The sequence below is a fragment of the Pseudomonas sp. N040 genome (assembly GCF_015637705.1).
Classification (GTDB): Bacteria; Pseudomonadota; Gammaproteobacteria; order Pseudomonadales; family Pseudomonadaceae; genus Aquipseudomonas.
In genome coordinates this window covers 1-16363 of record NZ_JADOBE010000001.1, presented here as the reverse complement: position 1 = coordinate 16363, position 16363 = coordinate 1, and the positions used below count along the sequence as shown (strand labels likewise).

The 16363-nt window shown below is 56.2% G+C and carries 12 protein-coding genes, 2 tRNA genes and 3 rRNA genes; 11 read left to right on the top strand and 6 right to left on the bottom strand.

All coding sequences use genetic code 11. The features are described from left to right. Window positions 1–226 precede the first annotated feature (226 nt). Window positions 227–649 carry an OsmC family protein gene (locus ISX93_RS00085; protein ID WP_195776658.1) on the top strand — a complete coding sequence of 141 codons (423 nt, stop codon included), beginning with the start codon at window positions 227–229 and terminating at the stop codon, window positions 647–649. 27 nt (window positions 650–676) lie between these two features. After that, entirely contained in the window at window positions 677–1165 is a 489-nt protein-coding gene (locus ISX93_RS00080; protein WP_195776657.1) for a DUF2505 domain-containing protein, read from the top strand. A gap of 16 nt (window positions 1166–1181) precedes the next feature. Here the strand turns inward: ISX93_RS00080 and coq7 are convergent, their stop codons facing one another. From coq7 to hemJ, 4 genes are all read right to left on the bottom strand, one after another. Continuing rightward, window positions 1182–1829 (bottom strand): 2-polyprenyl-3-methyl-6-methoxy-1,4-benzoquinone monooxygenase, encoded by a 648-nt coding sequence (coq7, locus tag ISX93_RS00075; RefSeq protein WP_195776656.1) that lies wholly within the window; start codon window positions 1827–1829, stop codon window positions 1182–1184. A gap of 65 nt (window positions 1830–1894) precedes the next feature. Next, on the bottom strand, window positions 1895–2233 hold the full coding sequence (locus tag ISX93_RS00070) for a histidine triad nucleotide-binding protein (RefSeq protein ID WP_195776655.1): 339 nt from the start codon (window positions 2231–2233) through the stop codon (window positions 1895–1897). A gap of 130 nt (window positions 2234–2363) precedes the next feature. After that, window positions 2364–3374: a DUF805 domain-containing protein gene (locus tag ISX93_RS00065; protein WP_195776654.1), complete on the bottom strand. Its 1011-nt coding sequence runs from the start codon at window positions 3372–3374 to the stop codon at window positions 2364–2366. Between the two features lie 118 nt (window positions 3375–3492). Next, window positions 3493–3918, bottom strand: coding sequence for a protoporphyrinogen oxidase HemJ (hemJ, locus tag ISX93_RS00060; RefSeq protein WP_195776653.1), 426 nt, complete (start codon window positions 3916–3918; stop codon window positions 3493–3495). Between the two features lie 204 nt (window positions 3919–4122). Here hemJ and ISX93_RS00055 point away from each other — a divergent pair, with 204 nt between their 5' ends. From ISX93_RS00055 to erpA, 3 genes are all read left to right on the top strand, one after another. After that, window positions 4123–4959: a metal-dependent hydrolase gene (locus ISX93_RS00055; RefSeq protein WP_195776652.1), complete on the top strand. Its 837-nt coding sequence runs from the start codon at window positions 4123–4125 to the stop codon at window positions 4957–4959. A 189-nt stretch (window positions 4960–5148) separates the two neighbouring features. Next, window positions 5149–6183, top strand: coding sequence for an N-acetyl-gamma-glutamyl-phosphate reductase (gene argC / locus ISX93_RS00050; protein WP_195776651.1), 1035 nt, complete (start codon window positions 5149–5151; stop codon window positions 6181–6183). A gap of 87 nt (window positions 6184–6270) precedes the next feature. Continuing rightward, window positions 6271–6621: an iron-sulfur cluster insertion protein ErpA gene (gene erpA / locus ISX93_RS00045; RefSeq protein ID WP_195776650.1), complete on the top strand. Its 351-nt coding sequence runs from the start codon at window positions 6271–6273 to the stop codon at window positions 6619–6621. 19 nt (window positions 6622–6640) lie between these two features. Here erpA and ISX93_RS00040 read toward each other — a convergent pair whose 3' ends face one another. Both ISX93_RS00040 and ISX93_RS00035 read right to left on the bottom strand, forming a co-directional pair. Beyond that, on the bottom strand, window positions 6641–7732 hold the full coding sequence (locus ISX93_RS00040; RefSeq protein WP_195776649.1) for an anhydro-N-acetylmuramic acid kinase: 1092 nt from the start codon (window positions 7730–7732) through the stop codon (window positions 6641–6643). Between the two features lie 2 nt (window positions 7733–7734). Further along, window positions 7735–9165 (bottom strand): peptidoglycan DD-metalloendopeptidase family protein, encoded by a 1431-nt coding sequence (locus ISX93_RS00035; RefSeq protein WP_195776648.1) that lies wholly within the window; start codon window positions 9163–9165, stop codon window positions 7735–7737. Between the two features lie 179 nt (window positions 9166–9344). Here ISX93_RS00035 and tyrS point away from each other — a divergent pair, with 179 nt between their 5' ends. The 6 genes from tyrS (at window position 9345) to rrf (ending at window position 16298) form a co-directional block, all read left to right on the top strand. Next, on the top strand, window positions 9345–10544 hold the full coding sequence (gene tyrS / locus ISX93_RS00030; RefSeq protein ID WP_195776647.1) for a tyrosine--tRNA ligase: 1200 nt from the start codon (window positions 9345–9347) through the stop codon (window positions 10542–10544). Window positions 10545–11091: 547 nt separating this feature from the next. Further along, window positions 11092–12628: ribosomal RNA gene (locus ISX93_RS00025) — 16S ribosomal RNA — on the top strand. A gap of 93 nt (window positions 12629–12721) precedes the next feature. Further along, window positions 12722–12798, top strand: a tRNA-Ile gene (locus ISX93_RS00020). Window positions 12799–12829: 31 nt separating this feature from the next. Beyond that, window positions 12830–12905 (top strand) — tRNA-Ala (locus ISX93_RS00015). 242 nt (window positions 12906–13147) lie between these two features. After that, window positions 13148–16040: ribosomal RNA gene (locus ISX93_RS00010) — 23S ribosomal RNA — on the top strand. Between the two features lie 142 nt (window positions 16041–16182). After that, window positions 16183–16298, top strand: a 5S ribosomal RNA gene (gene rrf / locus ISX93_RS00005). The 16S, 23S and 5S rRNA genes sit together here with 2 tRNA genes alongside, the layout of an rRNA operon. Window positions 16299–16363 lie beyond the last annotated feature (65 nt).

Genomic DNA, 16363 nt, shown 5'->3' with positions numbered 1-16363 from the left:
TGCGTTATTTTGAGCCCGTGCAAGGCAGGCTCTTTCTAATGGAGTGCGTGGCAGGGTCTGCCAGCAAGCAGGCATGAGCTTACCAGTTAGTGGCTATTCTGCGTGCAGTCATGATGCGGCATGGCCCACACTTGTGGCAGTGCATTTGCCAACAAGCGGTTGCCCGGATTGTCCCGGGTGCCGTGATAAGCTTCGCAGCCTTTGTTTCAAGTACGGAGTCGGGGTGATGAAAGCACGCATTCAATGGGCAGGTGAAGCCCTGTTTATCGGCGAGTCCGGTAGTGGGCATGCAGTGGTGATGGATGGTCCGCCGGAAAGCGGTGGCCGCAACCTGGGCGTGCGACCCATGGAAATGCTCTTGCTCGGGCTCGGTGGGTGTTCCAATTACGACGTGGTCAGCATTCTGAAAAAGTCCAGGCAGCCAGTGGAAAGTTGCGAGGCGTTTCTCGAGGCGGAACGCGCCAGCGAAGATCCCAAGGTGTTCACCAGGATCCATCTGCATTTTGTGGTCAAGGGCCGCGGCCTGAAAGAGGCGCAGGTCAAGCGTGCGGTCGAGTTGTCTGCAGAGAAGTACTGCTCCGCTTCAATCATGCTGGGGCGGGCGGGCGTGGCCATCAGCCATGACTACGAAATCATCGAGTTGGCCTGAAAGGCGCTTGTGGCGCAGGGGTGATCTGTGAAAGTCAGTTTCGAGCACAAGTACAGTGTCGATGTGGACAGCCTTTTTGCGCTGTTCCAGGAGCCCGATTTCATTCTTGAACGCTATCTGGAAACCGGTGCACTGAGTGCCGCGATACTGGAGATAAGCGCAGGTGAAGAGGTGCTGATTCGCGTGGAGCGTGAAGTGCAGGTCGATGTGCCGGCCTTTCTGCGCAAGTTCATGCAGCCAACCACGCGCGTTGTGCAAACCGAGCGTTGGCGTGGCGAGGCCGGCGGGCCCTACGTCAACGACATGCAGGTCGAGATCAGCGGGACCCCCGTGCAGCTGCACGTCAGCATGGAGTTGCTGGCCAGGGGCAAGGGCTGCGTCAATCGTGTGGAGATCGAGGCCAGGTGCGGCATTCCACTGATTGGCGGCAAGATCGCCGACTTCGTCGGCAGGGATGCCGAACGGACCGCCAACCTCGAATACGAGTTCATCAAGGGTTACCTGAAGCGACGCTAAGCGACGCGGGCGGTACTCAGATGCGGTAGGTACTCTTGGTCATGACCTTGGACAGCAGGCTCATGCCGAATTTAAGCGGCGCAGGAAAGCGCAGGCCGCCGGCTTCGAGTGCACTACTGGCATGCCGTTCTTCGTCAGTGCGCATCTGCTGCAGGATGGCCCTGGACTTATGGTCCGTGGCCGGAATTTCCTGCAGATGTTCGTCGAGATGCTTGCACACCTGGTCTTCGGTGGCGGCAACAAAGCCGAGGCTCACCTTGTCGCTGATGAGGCCGGCCACGGCACCGACCCCGAACGACAGGCCGTAGAACAGCGGATTGAGAATGCTTGGTCGGCTGCCCAGTTCGCGAATCCGCTTTTCGCACCAGACCAGATGGTCGATTTCTTCCTCGGCGGCGTGCTCCATGGCCGCGCGGATCCGTGGCAGGCGTGCCGTCAGGGCCTGCCCCTGGTAGAGCGCCTGGGCACAGACTTCGCCGGTGTGATTAATGCGCATCAGGCCGGCGATATGCGCGGTTTCATTCTTGCTCAACGACGTTTCGCTCTCGCCCTGCGCCGGTGACGGCCGGTTGGGATGGGCACTCTGCGGGACCAGTGTGCGCAACGCCGAGTCTGCCTGCAGCAGCAGGCGGTCAGCCGGGGAGTAATGTCGCTCGGTTGCCATGGGCCACCTCCGGTAAGTTATGGCGAGCAGTTTAAGCAACTGGCTGTCTTGTTCATTGACCGGCATCAGCCCGGAGGCCAGTGCATCTGGCGCTGGCCGAGCACATGCATGTGGATGTGGTAGACCGTCTGGCCACCCATTTCGTTGCAGTTCATCACTACGCGAAAACCTTCATCACAGCCCAGTTCCTTGGCCAGGCGCTGGGCGGTGAAGAGGATATGCCCGGCCAGTTCCTTGTCATGCTCGCCGAGGTCATTGAGCGTGGCGATGTGCTTCTTCGGAATGACCAGAAAGTGCGCTGGCGCTTGCGGGCCGATATCGTGGAAGGCGATCACCTGATCATCTTCATAAAGTTTACGTGCCGGTATCGTGCCGGCAACGATCTTGCAGAACAGGCAGTCCACGGGAGGCACTCCTCTGGATGGTAAGTGGTTGCAGTTTAACCTCCCGCAGGGCTGGGAGCGGGGCCCGTTGCAAGATTCTGCCTGGGCGCGTGTACCCTGCAGGTCGGGGCGCGGGATGTCCTCGCCGGGCTTATTCGCCGGCTGTTGGCTGTGCCGTACCTTGCTGCTCGGCCTGCTGGGCGCGCTCCATGTAGCTTTGGTACTGGGGAATGGCTAGTGCGGCGAGGATGCCGAAGACCACGGGCACCAGAATCGAGAGAACGGCGAGAATTTTCACTGCGCGAGAGTTTTCGGGCGGTGGCGGACCAAATCGATTCGGGCCCTTGGAGCCGGGAATCAGCAGAATGACCAGGTTGAACAGGCTGCCAAGGTAAGGCACCAGCGCCAGCAGGCAGAGCCAGCCAGACCAGCCGATATCATGCAGGCGCTGTACGCTGATCTGCACGCCTACAACGAGCGCCGCGATTATCACGGCGGCTATCAGCAGTACGCCAAGTCCGGGGGTGATGGTGTAGCCGAATCCGGCGAGGAGCAATGCGCCAGCGGCCAGCAGGGTCAGGGTTACCGACCATGCCAGATAGCGCAGGCGGCCGATCCTGCCCCGGACGCTGAATACATACAGTTCGCCATGCTCGGGCTGCGGTTCACCCACGGCCGATTGCGGTGGGTTGTAGGGTGAGACCGGGTGCGAGTCTGCCGCTGCCAGCATGGCTGGCGGTGTTGCCGCCGCCTGCTGGGCCTGGCGCGCGATGAATTTTTCGATGATGACGCCGCATGCGGCGCATTCGGCAGCGCGGGCCTGTGCATGGCCGCATTTCGGGCAGATCATTTGGGCGTCAGCCCGGGCTGCGCTCATCGGCGGAGTGCCGGTCGGCTCTGGGCTGTCCATCAGGACCAGCGCGGTGGCTTCCTCGAGCTCCTTATGCACCCGCGCGCCAGCCTTGCCGAGGGCGTGCAGATACTTGTCGGCTTCGGTTTCGCTCAGTGCGCGCTTGAGTGCAACTGGTCCGCCAGTGAACAGGCTACTGATTCTGTCCGCGTCGCTCTTGAACAGCGTGGCCAGATTGTCTTTCACCGTTTCCAGGGCAAAGCCCGGTAGCGGTTCGCCGGTGAAGATAACCTTGAAGCGGGATTCGGTCATGCGGATGTCCTTATCGGTGCAGGTGCTCGACTTGCTGGTATGGGCAGACTAATACCGGCCTGGCGCGCAATGCAAACGCGATGCAGCCACTCCAGTGCCCGGGCGGCTGGCGCGACGATCAGAAGGGCTTTACCACCACCAGCATTACAATGATGATCAGAAAGATAACCGGCACCTCATTGAACCAGCGGAAAAACACATGGCTGAGGGTATTTTCATTTCTGGCGAAACGCTTGAGTTGGGCGCCGCAGGCAAAGTGATAGCCGATCAGTATGACCACCAGCACCAGTTTCATGTGCATCCAGCCCATCTTCAGCCAGGCAGGATTGAGGTGCAGCAGCCACAGGCCCAACAGTACTGTCAGCACCAAGGAGGGCAGCATGATGCCGCGGTACAGTTTGCGTTCCATGACGCAGAAGCGTTGCTTGCTCGGTTCGTCCGTGCTCATGGCGTGATAGACAAACAGTCGCGGCAGGTAAAACAGGCCGGCGAACCAGCAGACCATGGCAATGATGTGCAGTGCTTTGATCCATAGGTAGGTCATTGGTGCGCTCCCGAAGTGTTGGCTGTTGCGGGCGAATTGTTTCGCTGGGGTGCCGGCAGCAGGATTATCCTGAACCACAGCTGGCAGAAAATGACGTTTTATCTGTCAGATGACAACCTTGTCCATTCTCGCAAGCGTGGCGCATAGTCAGAAAAATGGGCCTCGCGGCCACACGTTGGTGTATCTAATTCAAGAGAGCATGCCATGACCAGTACCACCCCTGAGGGGCTTGAGATCCGCCCACGTCAACTGGAGGCGGCACTGCCCGATCCGATGCCGCGTCATTGGCATGGTGGCGATCCGTTCAAGAGTCATCTGTTCAATGCCATGTCGGTGCTGTTTCCCGAGGGCGAACGTTTCTTCATTCATTCGGTCAGGCTGTACCGCGATCAGATCAAGGATCCGCGCCTGCTCGAGCAGATCCGCGGGTTCATTGGCCAGGAAGGTCATCACAGCCATGAGCATATGGCGTACAACCAACGCCTGCGCGAAATGGGTTATGACATCGATTACCTGGAACGCGGCGTCAAACGACGCATCGGTTTTGTCAAAAAGCACCTCTCTCCCGAGGTGATGCTGGCGTCGACCTGCGCCGTCGAGCACTTTACGGCCATCATTGCCGATGTGCTTCTGACCAATCCGCGGGTGCTTGAGGGTGCCGATCCGCAAATGGCGCGCCTGTGGCGCTGGCACGCGCTGGAGGAGACCGAGCACAAGGCGGTGGCCTTCGACATGTATATGCAGGTCTGTGGCAATCGCAAACTGCTGCGCAATGCAATGTTGCGCAGCACCTTCTTCTTTACCCTGGATACCACTCGGGGCCTGCTGCACATGCTCAAGCGCGATGGCCAGTTGTGGAACTGGCGTTTGTGGCGCGACGGGATCAGCTGGCTGTGGGGCAGTCGCGGGGTTTTCCGTCCGTTGATCGGCGTGTACATGGACTTCTACCGCAGCGGCTTTCACCCCTGGCAGCATGACAATATGCATCTGGTGCAGCAGTACAGGCGCGACTTCGACGAGGATCTCGCCGCGGCTAGCTGATTCCGGCGCTGGCATCCAGGGCTTGGCTTGATCGCCGCAGCAGGGGTAGTCGAGCGTTTTGTATCAGTGCGTGACTCTGGCCTGGCTGGATCGGGCGTGCTTGCCCTGACATGACAATTGTCTGGTTGGCCACAGCGCTGGCTGGCTTTATCATCGGCGCCTTTTCCGCATTCGCTTGAGGTTGGGCTCATGATCAAGGTCGGTATTGTCGGTGGCACCGGTTACACCGGGGTGGAGCTGCTCAGGCTGCTTGCGCAGCACGCGCAGGCGGAAGTGCTGGTGATTACTTCGCGCTCGGAGGCGGGTGTCCGGGTGGCCGACATGTACCCCAACCTGCGTGGGCACTATGATCAGCTCAGCTTCAGTGTCCCGGATGTAGCCAGGCTAGGTGCGTGCGATGTGGTTTTCTTTGCTACGCCGCATGGGGTCGCTCATGCGTTAGCCGGCGAATTGCTGCAGGCAGGGACTCGTGTGATCGACCTGTCGGCCGATTTCCGTCTGACAGATCCAGTCGAGTGGGCCAAATGGTATGGCCAGCCGCATGGTGCGCCAGAGTTGCTGGGCGAAGCCGTATATGGCTTGCCGGAGGTCAATCGCGAAGCCATCCGCGGAGCGCGCCTGATCGCCGTGCCAGGCTGTTATCCGACCGCCACCCAACTTGGGCTGATCCCCCTGCTGGAGGCTGGCCTGGCCGATCCCCGGCAGTTGATTGCCAATTGCGCTTCAGGCGTCAGTGGCGCTGGTCGTGGCGCCAAGGTTGGTTCGTTGTTATGCGAGACCAGCGAAAGTCTGATGGCTTATGCGGTCAAGGGGCACCGGCATCTGCCAGAGATCAGCCAGGGTTTGCAGCGCGCTGCCGGTCAGGCGGTCGGGCTGACTTTTGTGCCGCATCTGGCGCCGATGATTCGCGGCATTCATGCCACCCTGTATGCGATGGTCAAAGACCGCGCAGTAGATCTGCAGGCACTGTTTGAACAGCGCTACGCCGACGAGCCCTTCGTGGATGTAATGCCTGCAGGCAGTCATCCAGAAACGCGTAGCGTGCGCGGCGCCAATGTTTGCCGGATTGCCGTACACCGACCGCAGGATGGCGATCTGGTGGTGGTGCTGTCGGTTATCGACAATCTGGTCAAAGGGGCTTCGGGGCAGGCGGTGCAGAACATGAACATCATGTTTGGGCTGGATGAGCGACTGGGGCTGGCACATGCCGGGCTGTTGCCGTGACGGCCCGATTAATAGTTGACCAGTTTTGTCGGAAAAGAGGATAATGCTCGCGTTGATCTGTAAGCGTTATCCGTGGAGAGGCTGAGCATGACCGTTGAAACCTTCATCCCTACGCCGCTGGTGTTTTCGGCTGCGGCGGCTAACAAGGTGAAGTCGCTGGTAGAGGAGGAGGGTAATCCGCGGTTGCGCCTGCGGGTTTTCGTCACCGGTGGCGGCTGTTCGGGTTTCCAGTACGGCTTCACGTTTGATGATGAGCTGGCTGACGATGACACCGTGGTAGAGCGGGACGGCGTGAATCTGGTTGTCGACTCCATGAGCTTCCAGTACCTGGCGGGTGCTGAAGTGGACTACCAGGAAGGTCTCGAGGGGTCGCGGTTCGTGATCAACAATCCAAATGCCTCAAGCACCTGCGGTTGCGGATCGTCCTTCTCCATCTGACTGCTTGGCGAACGCCGTCTCAGGCGGGGTAAATGGCACCGAGTATCCTGGGGCCACGCGCTCCGGTGACGCTGGGACTGTTGCTGGGAATGTTCTCAAGGCAGCAGTGCGCCAGCCAGGCAAAAGCCATCGCTTCGATCCAGTCCGGCGGCAGCCCGCGACTCGCAGTTGTCTCGACCGTGCAGCCTGGCAGCAATTGTCCAAGCCGCTTCATCAGGGCGCGATTGTGCGCGCCTCCGCCACACACCAGTAGTTCGTCTGTCTCGGGGCGTGCGACCAGCAGTGCGTGAGTGATGGTCAGGGCGCTTAATTCCAGTAGCGTGGCCTGAATATCCTCTTCTTTCGCAACGGTGACTTGTGCCAGATGCTGCTCAAGCCATGGCAGGTTGAAAAGCTCGCGTCCGGTACTTTTCGGGCCGGTTGCCTTGAAGAAGGGAGCCGCCAGTAGCGACTGCAGCAGGTCCTGATGCACTGTCCCGCTGGCAGCCCAGTCACCGTTGCGGTCATAGGCCATGCCGCGGCAGCGCTGAATCCACGCGTCCATCAGTACGTTACCAGGGCCGCAATCGAACCCGCGAACCGCCTGGCTTGGCTCGATCAGACTGAGATTGCTGAAGCCGCCGATGTTGAGCACCGCCGGGCTGTGCCCTTGGCGTTCAAACAGGGCTGCATGGAATGCCGGTACAAGTGGCGCACCTTGCCCGCCGGCGGCAATGTCACGGCGCCTGAAGTCGCTTACCACGCGGATCCCGGTTAGTTCGGCAAGCAGAGCGGGATTGCCGATCTGGATGCTGAAGCCGCGCGCGGGGTCATGCCGCACCGTTTGGCCGTGGCTGCCAATAGCACGAATTGCGTCTGGTGCAAGTTTCTCTTGGGCCAGCAGCTGGTTTATCCCGGCAGCAACCAGCCTTGCCCAGCGATTTTCGGCCAGCGCACTGCGTGCTAGTTCATCTGCTCCTGGGCTGCACAGAGCGAGAATCTCTTCACGGAGCTTTTCCGGCATGGGTATGTAGAGAGAGGCAACCAATTTTGATTGCCCTGTCTGCTCGATCAGTGCGATATCAACGCCATCGAGACTGGTGCCAGACATCACGCCCAGGTAGCGGTACATGTTTAAGGCTTGTTCAGCGCCAGCGTGCTGGCCTTTTCCTGATCCATTTGCGCCATAAGCGGTTGGCTCAGCTGGAGAAACTTGGCCTTTTCGCTGCTGGCAATCGGATCGGCCATCAACTTCTTCTGCGCCAGCGGGTCGACATGACGGCCGTTGACCTGGAACTCGTAGTGCAGGTGCGGGCCGGTAGACAGCCCGGTGGTGCCGATGTAACCAATAATCTGGCCTTGCTTGACTGCGGAGCCGCTGCGTATGCCTTTGGCGAAGCCCTGCATGTGTGCATAAAGGGTTTTGTAGTTGCTGCCGTGTTGCAGGATCACGGTATTCCCGTAGCCCCCCTTGCGGCCGGCCAGGATTACTTTGCCATCACCTGCGGCTTTGATTGGCGTACCGCGGGCTGCAGCATAATCAACACCTTGGTGGGCGCGGATCTTGTTCAGAATCGGATGCTTGCGGCCATTGGAAAAGCGCGAGCTGATTCGAGCAAAGTCTACCGGTGTGCGCAGAAAGGCTTTGCGCATGCTCATGCCTTGGGCGTTGTAGTAGCCCGAAACGCCTTGCTTGTTGGTGTAGCGAACAGCCGTATAGGTTTTACCGCGATTGGTGAAGCGGGCGGCCAGAATGTTTCCGGTTCCGACAATCCGGCCATTTACGACCTTCTCTTCGTAGATAACTTCAAACTGGTCGCCTTTGGCGAGGTCCTGAGCAAAGTCGATGTCGTAGCCGAATACATTGGCCATGTCCATCAGCAGGCTGTTTGAAAGGCCGGCGCGTTTTGCGGAAACAAATAGCGAGCTGTTGATGACGCCGTGCGAGTAGACGCTACGGACCAGTGGCTTGATGGTGTCGCGTTTGAAGGTAAACCCCTTGGGCGTACGCTTGAGGCTGACGGTCTCGAGTTCGTTGAGCTTGGAGCGAGCTTCCACGAGGTCGCCGTTGCTGGAAAGCTCGAATTCAAAAACTTGCCCGACCTTGATCTGGGCTAATTGCCGCGCCTCCTTGCTGCTGGATAGCGCGGAGTGAAGCGTCTCCGGAGTCAGGCCGGCGCGCTGGAAAATGGTTGAGAGCGTGTCACCCTTGTCGGCTGTGACGGAAATGCTCCGGGCTTCAAGCGCTATCGTTTGCGCCTGGTTGAGGGGGTTATCACTGCGCGTATCAGCCTCAATGGAGGACGCAGGTGTGTTCGGTGATATTCCGCTCGGAAATGGAGATGAGCTGTCTACATCTGGCTCGCCAAAGGACAGGAGTCCCGGAGTTTTATCTGCGGTAGCGGACTCGCCCCGGCCGTGGTCGAGGTTCATGAAAGTCTTCTTGGCTTCGACTTCACCTGATGGAAAGACCAGCAGCGAAAGGCTCAGCATTGCAGCAATTCCGCTCGCGGCCAGGAGGTGGGCCTTGGGGTATATCGGTGCTTTTTTTATTGATTGCGTCATGAACTACCGATTGGGTGAAGGGTTGGCCAACTGCTTAAAATATAACCAAAAGCCCTTTCGGGCAACCACAAAAGTGACGTCAAGGCTGTATCGGTTGTCTGGCCGCTCCGCGAATTTTGAAATTAGTCCCCGATCTTGTATGGTTGGTTCCCTTTTATTTTGCTTGGTTGAAAACTGTGATGATGTCGGTAAGTGAGCAGCTGGCGCTGATCAAGCGCGGCGCTGATGAGGTGCTGGTTGAGGCGGAGCTGGTAGAAAAGCTCAAGCGCGGCATGCCGCTGCGAATCAAGGCAGGCTTCGACCCTACCGCGCCGGACCTGCATCTCGGTCATACCGTGCTCATCAATAAACTTCGTCAGTTTCAGGAGTTGGGTCATCAGGTGGTATTTCTGATTGGTGACTTCACTGGAATGATTGGTGACCCAAGTGGCAAGAGTGCGACGCGACCACCGCTGACCCGCGAGCAGGTTCTGGAGAACGCGGAGACATACAAGTCTCAGGTGTTCAAGATTCTCGATCCGGCCAAGACGGAGGTCGCATTCAACTCGACCTGGATGGATCAGCTAAGTCCTGCCGAGTTCATTCGGCTAGCTTCTCAGTACACTGTGGCGCGCATGCTTGAGCGCGATGACTTCAGCAAGCGTTACGCAGGAAATCAGCCAATTGCGATCCATGAGTTTCTCTACCCGCTGGTGCAGGGCTATGACTCGGTCGCGCTCAAGGCGGATGTCGAGTTGGGTGGTACCGATCAGAAGTTCAATTTGCTGATGGGGCGAGAGCTGCAGCGTGCCTATGGCCAGGAGTCTCAGTGTGTTGTGACCATGCCGTTGCTCGAAGGTCTTGATGGTGTAAAGAAGATGTCCAAGTCGCTGGGTAACTATATAGGTATCCAGGAAGCGCCGGGTGTCATGTACAACAAGCTTGTCTCGATGCCTGATGCATTGATGTGGCGTTACTTCGAATTGCTCAGTTTTTGCTCCGTGGAGGAGATTGCGCGGTTCAAGGCGGATGTCGCGGCGGGCTCCAATCCCCGTGACATCAAGATCAAGCTGGCTGAGGAGATCGTCGCGCGCTTCCATGGCGAAGAGGCTGCGGTCACGGCGCACCGTTCTGCGGGCAATCGCATGAAGGATGGTCAGCTACCAGATGACTTGCCGGAAATTGAGCTGGTGTCTGCCGAGGACATGCCTATCTCTTCGGTGCTTAACAAAGCAGGTTTGGTGAGGAATGCGGCGATTGCGCGCGATTTGCTGGGCTCGGGTGGTGTCAAGGTGGATGGTGTGGTGGTGGAGCGCACCTTTTTATTCAAGCTCGGTGCAGTACACGTCTGCCAGGCAGGCAAGAAGGCATTTGCGCGGATATCGCTGAGGGCCGAGTAAAAGTTTCAGAAAAGCGTTGACGATGAAAGTTTGCGGCCTATAATTCGCACCTCTTCCGGTGCCGCATCATCATAAACGCTTTTATAAACAAAGGGTTAGATGATGGTAAGGGTTGCGCGGGCGGTGAATTTGAGTAGAATTCGCCGGACAGGCAAGGTTGAGGTTTGAGCTTGCCGGTGCTTTGGCTGGAGATGGCCAAAGAGATTTACGGGGGTGGTTGACAGCGATTTTGAGTGCTGTAGAATTCGCCTCCCGCTACCGGCATGCAGTGTTGGTGTTAGTAGCGCAAGCGGTTGAGAAGAAACGAAAAATTCTTTGAAATAGGCTTGACGGAAGTAGAGGCTGCTGTAGAATGCGCGGCCTTGGTTGAGACGAACGAATCAGCCAAACGCTCTTTAACAACTGAATCAAGCAATTCGTGTGGGTGCTTGTGTAGTAAGACTGAGGATCGCAAGATTATCAGCATCACAAGTAACACTCGTTAATTTGAGAGTTTTTTGCGATTGCTGAGCCAAGTTTAGGGTTTTCTCAAAACCCGATCAGTATTGAACTGAAGAGTTTGATCATGGCTCAGATTGAACGCTGGCGGCAGGCCTAACACATGCAAGTCGAGCGGTAGAGAAAAGCTTGCTTTTCTTGAGAGCGGCGGACGGGTGAGTAATGCCTAGGAATCTGCCTGGTAGTGGGGGATAACGTTCGGAAACGGACGCTAATACCGCATACGTCCTACGGGAGAAAGTGGGGGATCTTCGGACCTCACGCTATCAGATGAGCCTAGGTCGGATTAGCTAGTTGGTGAGGTAATGGCTCACCAAGGCGACGATCCGTAACTGGTCTGAGAGGATGATCAGTCACACTGGAACTGAGACACGGTCCAGACTCCTACGGGAGGCAGCAGTGGGGAATATTGGACAATGGGCGCAAGCCTGATCCAGCCATGCCGCGTGTGTGAAGAAGGTCTTCGGATTGTAAAGCACTTTAAGTTGGGAGGAAGGTCAGTAGCTTAATACGTTGCTGATTTGACGTTACCGACAGAATAAGCACCGGCTAACTCTGTGCCAGCAGCCGCGGTAATACAGAGGGTGCAAGCGTTAATCGGAATTACTGGGCGTAAAGCGCGCGTAGGTGGTTTTGTAAGTTGGATGTGAAATCCCCGGGCTCAACCTGGGAACTGCATCCAAAACTGCAAAGCTAGAGTACGGTAGAGGGTGGTGGAATTTCCTGTGTAGCGGTGAAATGCGTAGATATAGGAAGGAACACCAGTGGCGAAGGCGACCACCTGGACTGATACTGACACTGAGGTGCGAAAGCGTGGGGAGCAAACAGGATTAGATACCCTGGTAGTCCACGCCGTAAACGATGTCAACTAGCCGTTGGGTTCCTTGAGGACTTAGTGGCGCAGCTAACGCATTAAGTTGACCGCCTGGGGAGTACGGCCGCAAGGTTAAAACTCAAATGAATTGACGGGGGCCCGCACAAGCGGTGGAGCATGTGGTTTAATTCGAAGCAACGCGAAGAACCTTACCTGGCCTTGACATGTCGAGAACTTTCTAGAGATAGATTGGTGCCTTCGGGAACTCGAACACAGGTGCTGCATGGCTGTCGTCAGCTCGTGTCGTGAGATGTTGGGTTAAGTCCCGTAACGAGCGCAACCCTTGTCCTTAGTTACCAGCACGTTATGGTGGGCACTCTAAGGAGACTGCCGGTGACAAACCGGAGGAAGGTGGGGATGACGTCAAGTCATCATGGCCCTTACGGCCAGGGCTACACACGTGCTACAATGGTCGGTACAGAGGGTTGCCAAGCCGCGAGGTGGAGCTAATCCCACAAAACCGATCGTAGTCCGGATCGCAGTCTGCAACTCGACTGCGTGAAGTCGGAATCGCTAGTAATCGTGAATCAGAATGTCACGGTGAATACGTTCCCGGGCCTTGTACACACCGCCCGTCACACCATGGGAGTGGGTTGCTCCAGAAGTAGCTAGTCTAACCGCAAGGGGGACGGTTACCACGGAGTGATTCATGACTGGGGTGAAGTCGTAACAAGGTAGCCGTAGGGGAACCTGCGGCTGGATCACCTCCTTAATCGAAGACTTCAGCTTCTTCATAAGCACCCACACGAATTGCTTGATTCACTTGCGAAAAGCGATTGGGTTAATAGACCCGAGAGAGACGATTGGGTCTGTAGCTCAGTTGGTTAGAGCGCACCCCTGATAAGGGTGAGGTCGGCAGTTCGAATCTGCCCAGACCCACCAATTGTCAAGGGTCGTGGCCAGATCATTAGATGGGGCCATAGCTCAGCTGGGAGAGCGCCTGCCTTGCACGCAGGAGGTCAACGGTTCGATCCCGTTTGGCTCCACCATTAACTCGAAATCGCTGAAAGCTCAGAACTGAGCATCTGCCTGGATAGGCTGAGATGTTGAGTTCTGGTCTTTGCGCCAGAACTGTTCTTTAAAAATTTGGGTATGTGATAGAAGTGACCAAACAATCTCTTTCACTGGTGATTGTTTGAGTCAAGGTAAAATTTGCGTGTTCTCAAGTGCAAATTTTCGGCGAATGTCGTCTTCACGTTCGAGACAGTAACCAGATTGCTTGGGGTTATATGGTCAAGTGAAGAAGCGCATACGGTGGATGCCTTGGCAGTCAGAGGCGATGAAAGACGTGGTAGCCTGCGAAAAGCTTCGGGGAGTCGGCAAACAGACTTTGATCCGGAGGTGTCTGAATGGGGGAACCCAGCCATCATAAGATGGTTATCTTGTACTGAATACATAGGTGCAAGAGGCGAACCAGGGGAACTGAAACATCTAAGTACCCTGAGGAAAAGAAATCAACCGAGATTCCCTTAGTAGTGGCGAGCGAACGGGGACTAGCCCTTAAGCTTCTTTGATTTTAGCGGAACGCTCTGGAAAGTGCGGCCATAGTGGGTGATAGCCCTGTACGCGAAAAGGTCTTAGAAGTGAAATCGAGTAGGACGGAGCACGAGAAACTTTGTCTGAATATGGGGGGACCATCCTCCAAGGCTAAATACTACTGACTGACCGATAGTGAACTAGTACCGTGAGGGAAAGGCGAAAAGAACCCCGGAGAGGGGAGTGAAATAGATCCTGAAACCGTATGCGTACAAGCAGTGGGAGCCTACTTTGTTGGGTGACTGCGTACCTTTTGTATAATGGGTCAGCGACTTATATTCAGTGGCGAGCTTAACCGAATAGGGGAGGCGTAGCGAAAGCGAGTCTTAATAGGGCGCTTTAGTCGCTGGGTATAGACCCGAAACCGGGCGATCTATCCATGGGCAGGTTGAAGGTTGGGTAACACTAACTGGAGGACCGAACCGACTACCGTTGAAAAGTTAGCGGATGACCTGTGGATCGGAGTGAAAGGCTAATCAAGCTCGGAGATAGCTGGTTCTCCTCGAAAGCTATTTAGGTAGCGCCTCATGTATCACTGCTGGGGGTAGAGCACTGTTTCGGCTAGGGGGTCATCCCGACTTACCAAACCGATGCAAACTCCGAATACCAGCAAGTGCCGAGCATGGGAGACACACGGCGGGTGCTAACGTCCGTCGTGAAAAGGGAAACAACCCAGACCGTCAGCTAAGGTCCCAAAGTTATGGTTAAGTGGGAAACGATGTGGGAAGGCTTAGACAGCTAGGAGGTTGGCTTAGAAGCAGCCACCCTTTAAAGAAAGCGTAATAGCTCACTAGTCGAGTCGGCCTGCGCGGAAGATGTAACGGGGCTCAAACCATACACCGAAGCTACGGGTATCACGTAAGTGATGCGGTAGAGGAGCGTTCTGTAAGCCTGTGAAGGTCAGTTGAGAAGCTGGCTGGAGGTATCAGAAGTGCGAATGCTGACATGAGTAACGACAATGGGTGTGAAAAACACCCACGCCGAAAGACCAAGGGTTCCTGCGCAACGTTAATCGACGCAGGGTTAGTCGGTCCCTAAGGCGAGGCTGAAAAGCGTAGTCGATGGGAAACAGGTTAATATTCCTGTACTTCTAGTTACTGCGATGGAGGGACGGAGAAGGCTAGGCCAGCACGGCGTTGGTTGTCCGTGTTTAAGGTGGTAGATCGAATGCTTAGGCAAATCCGGGCGTTCAAGATCGAGAACTGATGACGAGTTGTCTTTTAGATGACGAAGTGGTTGATGCCATGCTTCCAAGAAAAGCTTCTAAGCTTCAGGTAACTAGGAACCGTACCCCAAACCGACACAGGTGGTTGGGTAGAGAATACCAAGGCGCTTGAGAGAACTCGGGTGAAGGAACTAGGCAAAATGGCACCGTAACTTCGGGAGAAGGTGCGCCGGTGAGGGTGAAGTATTTACTACGTAAGCCCATGCCGGTCGAAGATACCAGGCCGCTGCGACTGTTTATTAAAAACACAGCACTCTGCAAACACGAAAGTGGACGTATAGGGTGTGACGCCTGCCCGGTGCCGGAAGGTTAATTGATGGGGTTAGCGCAAGCGAAGCTCTTGATCGAAGCCCCGGTAAACGGCGGCCGTAACTATAACGGTCCTAAGGTAGCGAAATTCCTTGTCGGGTAAGTTCCGACCTGCACGAATGGCGTAACGATGGCGGCGCTGTCTCCACCCGAGACTCAGTGAAATTGAAATCGCTGTGAAGATGCAGTGTATCCGCGGCTAGACGGAAAGACCCCGTGAACCTTTACTGTAGCTTTGCACTGGACTTTGAACTTGTTTGTGTAGGATAGGTGGGAGGCTTTGAAGCGTGGACGCCAGTTCGCGTGGAGCCAACCTTGAAATACCACCCTGGCAACTTTGAGGTTCTAACTCTGGTCCGTTATCCGGATCGAGGACAGTGTATGGTGGGCAGTTTGACTGGGGCGGTCTCCTCCTAAAGAGTAACGGAGGAGTACGAAGGTGCGCTCAGACCGGTCGGAAATCGGTCGTAGAGTATAAAGGCAAAAGCGCGCTTGACTGCGAGACAGACACGTCGAGCAGGTACGAAAGTAGGTCTTAGTGATCCGGTGGTTCTGTATGGAAGGGCCATCGCTCAACGGATAAAAGGTACTCCGGGGATAACAGGCTGATACCGCCCAAGAGTTCATATCGACGGCGGTGTTTGGCACCTCGATGTCGGCTCATCACATCCTGGGGCTGAAGCCGGTCCCAAGGGTATGGCTGTTCGCCATTTAAAGTGGTACGCGAGCTGGGTTTAGAACGTCGTGAGACAGTTCGGTCCCTATCTGCCGTGGACGTTTGAGATTTGAGAGGGGCTGCTCCTAGTACGAGAGGACCGGAGTGGACGAACCTCTGGTGTTCCGGTTGTCACGCCAGTGGCATTGCCGGGTAGCTATGTTCGGAAAAGATAACCGCTGAAAGCATCTAAGCGGGAAACTTGCCTCAAGATGAGATCTCACTGGAGCCTTGAGCTCCCTGAAGGGCCGTCGAAGACTACGACGTTGATAGGTTGGGTGTGTAAGCGCTGTGAGGCGTTGAGCTAACCAATACTAATTGCCCGTGAGGCTTGACCATATAACACCCAAACAATTTGTAGTTTGCGTGCTCGATGGTTGAAGTCGACAACAAACCGAAAGTTTGCCAGAACACGCATTACCAACCGATATCACATACCCGATTCGCTGTAGCGGCTAACCCCGAGACAGCAACAAAATTGCTTGACGACCATAGAGCGTTGGAACCACCTGATCCCATCCCGAACTCAGAAGTGAAACGATGCATCGCCGATGGTAGTGTGGGGTTTCCCCATGTGAGAGTAGGTCATCGTCAAGCACCTATCCCAAACCCCCGATCCGCGTAAGCGGGTCGGGGGTTTGCTTTTGCAGGATAGGGTTATA

What these genes read in the sequence shown, in the direction of transcription:
- hemJ (WP_195776653.1), bottom strand. Translation starts at nt 3,918, where the DNA reads ATGACCTACCTATGGATCAAAGCACTGCACATCATTGCCATGGTCTGC.
- ISX93_RS00065 (WP_195776654.1), bottom strand. Translation starts at nt 3,374, where the DNA reads ATGACCGAATCCCGCTTCAAGGTTATCTTCACCGGCGAACCGCTACCG.
- ISX93_RS00085 (WP_195776658.1), top strand. Translation starts at nt 227, where the DNA reads ATGAAAGCACGCATTCAATGGGCAGGTGAAGCCCTGTTTATCGGCGAG.
- ISX93_RS00040 (WP_195776649.1), bottom strand. Translation starts at nt 7,732, where the DNA reads ATGTACCGCTACCTGGGCGTGATGTCTGGCACCAGTCTCGATGGCGTT.
- argC (WP_195776651.1), top strand. Translation starts at nt 5,149, where the DNA reads ATGATCAAGGTCGGTATTGTCGGTGGCACCGGTTACACCGGGGTGGAG.
- ISX93_RS00055 (WP_195776652.1), top strand. Translation starts at nt 4,123, where the DNA reads ATGACCAGTACCACCCCTGAGGGGCTTGAGATCCGCCCACGTCAACTG.
- ISX93_RS00035 (WP_195776648.1), bottom strand. Translation starts at nt 9,165, where the DNA reads ATGACGCAATCAATAAAAAAAGCACCGATATACCCCAAGGCCCACCTC.
- coq7 (WP_195776656.1), bottom strand. Translation starts at nt 1,829, where the DNA reads ATGGCAACCGAGCGACATTACTCCCCGGCTGACCGCCTGCTGCTGCAG.
- erpA (WP_195776650.1), top strand. Translation starts at nt 6,271, where the DNA reads ATGACCGTTGAAACCTTCATCCCTACGCCGCTGGTGTTTTCGGCTGCG.
- tyrS (WP_195776647.1), top strand. Translation starts at nt 9,345, where the DNA reads ATGATGTCGGTAAGTGAGCAGCTGGCGCTGATCAAGCGCGGCGCTGAT.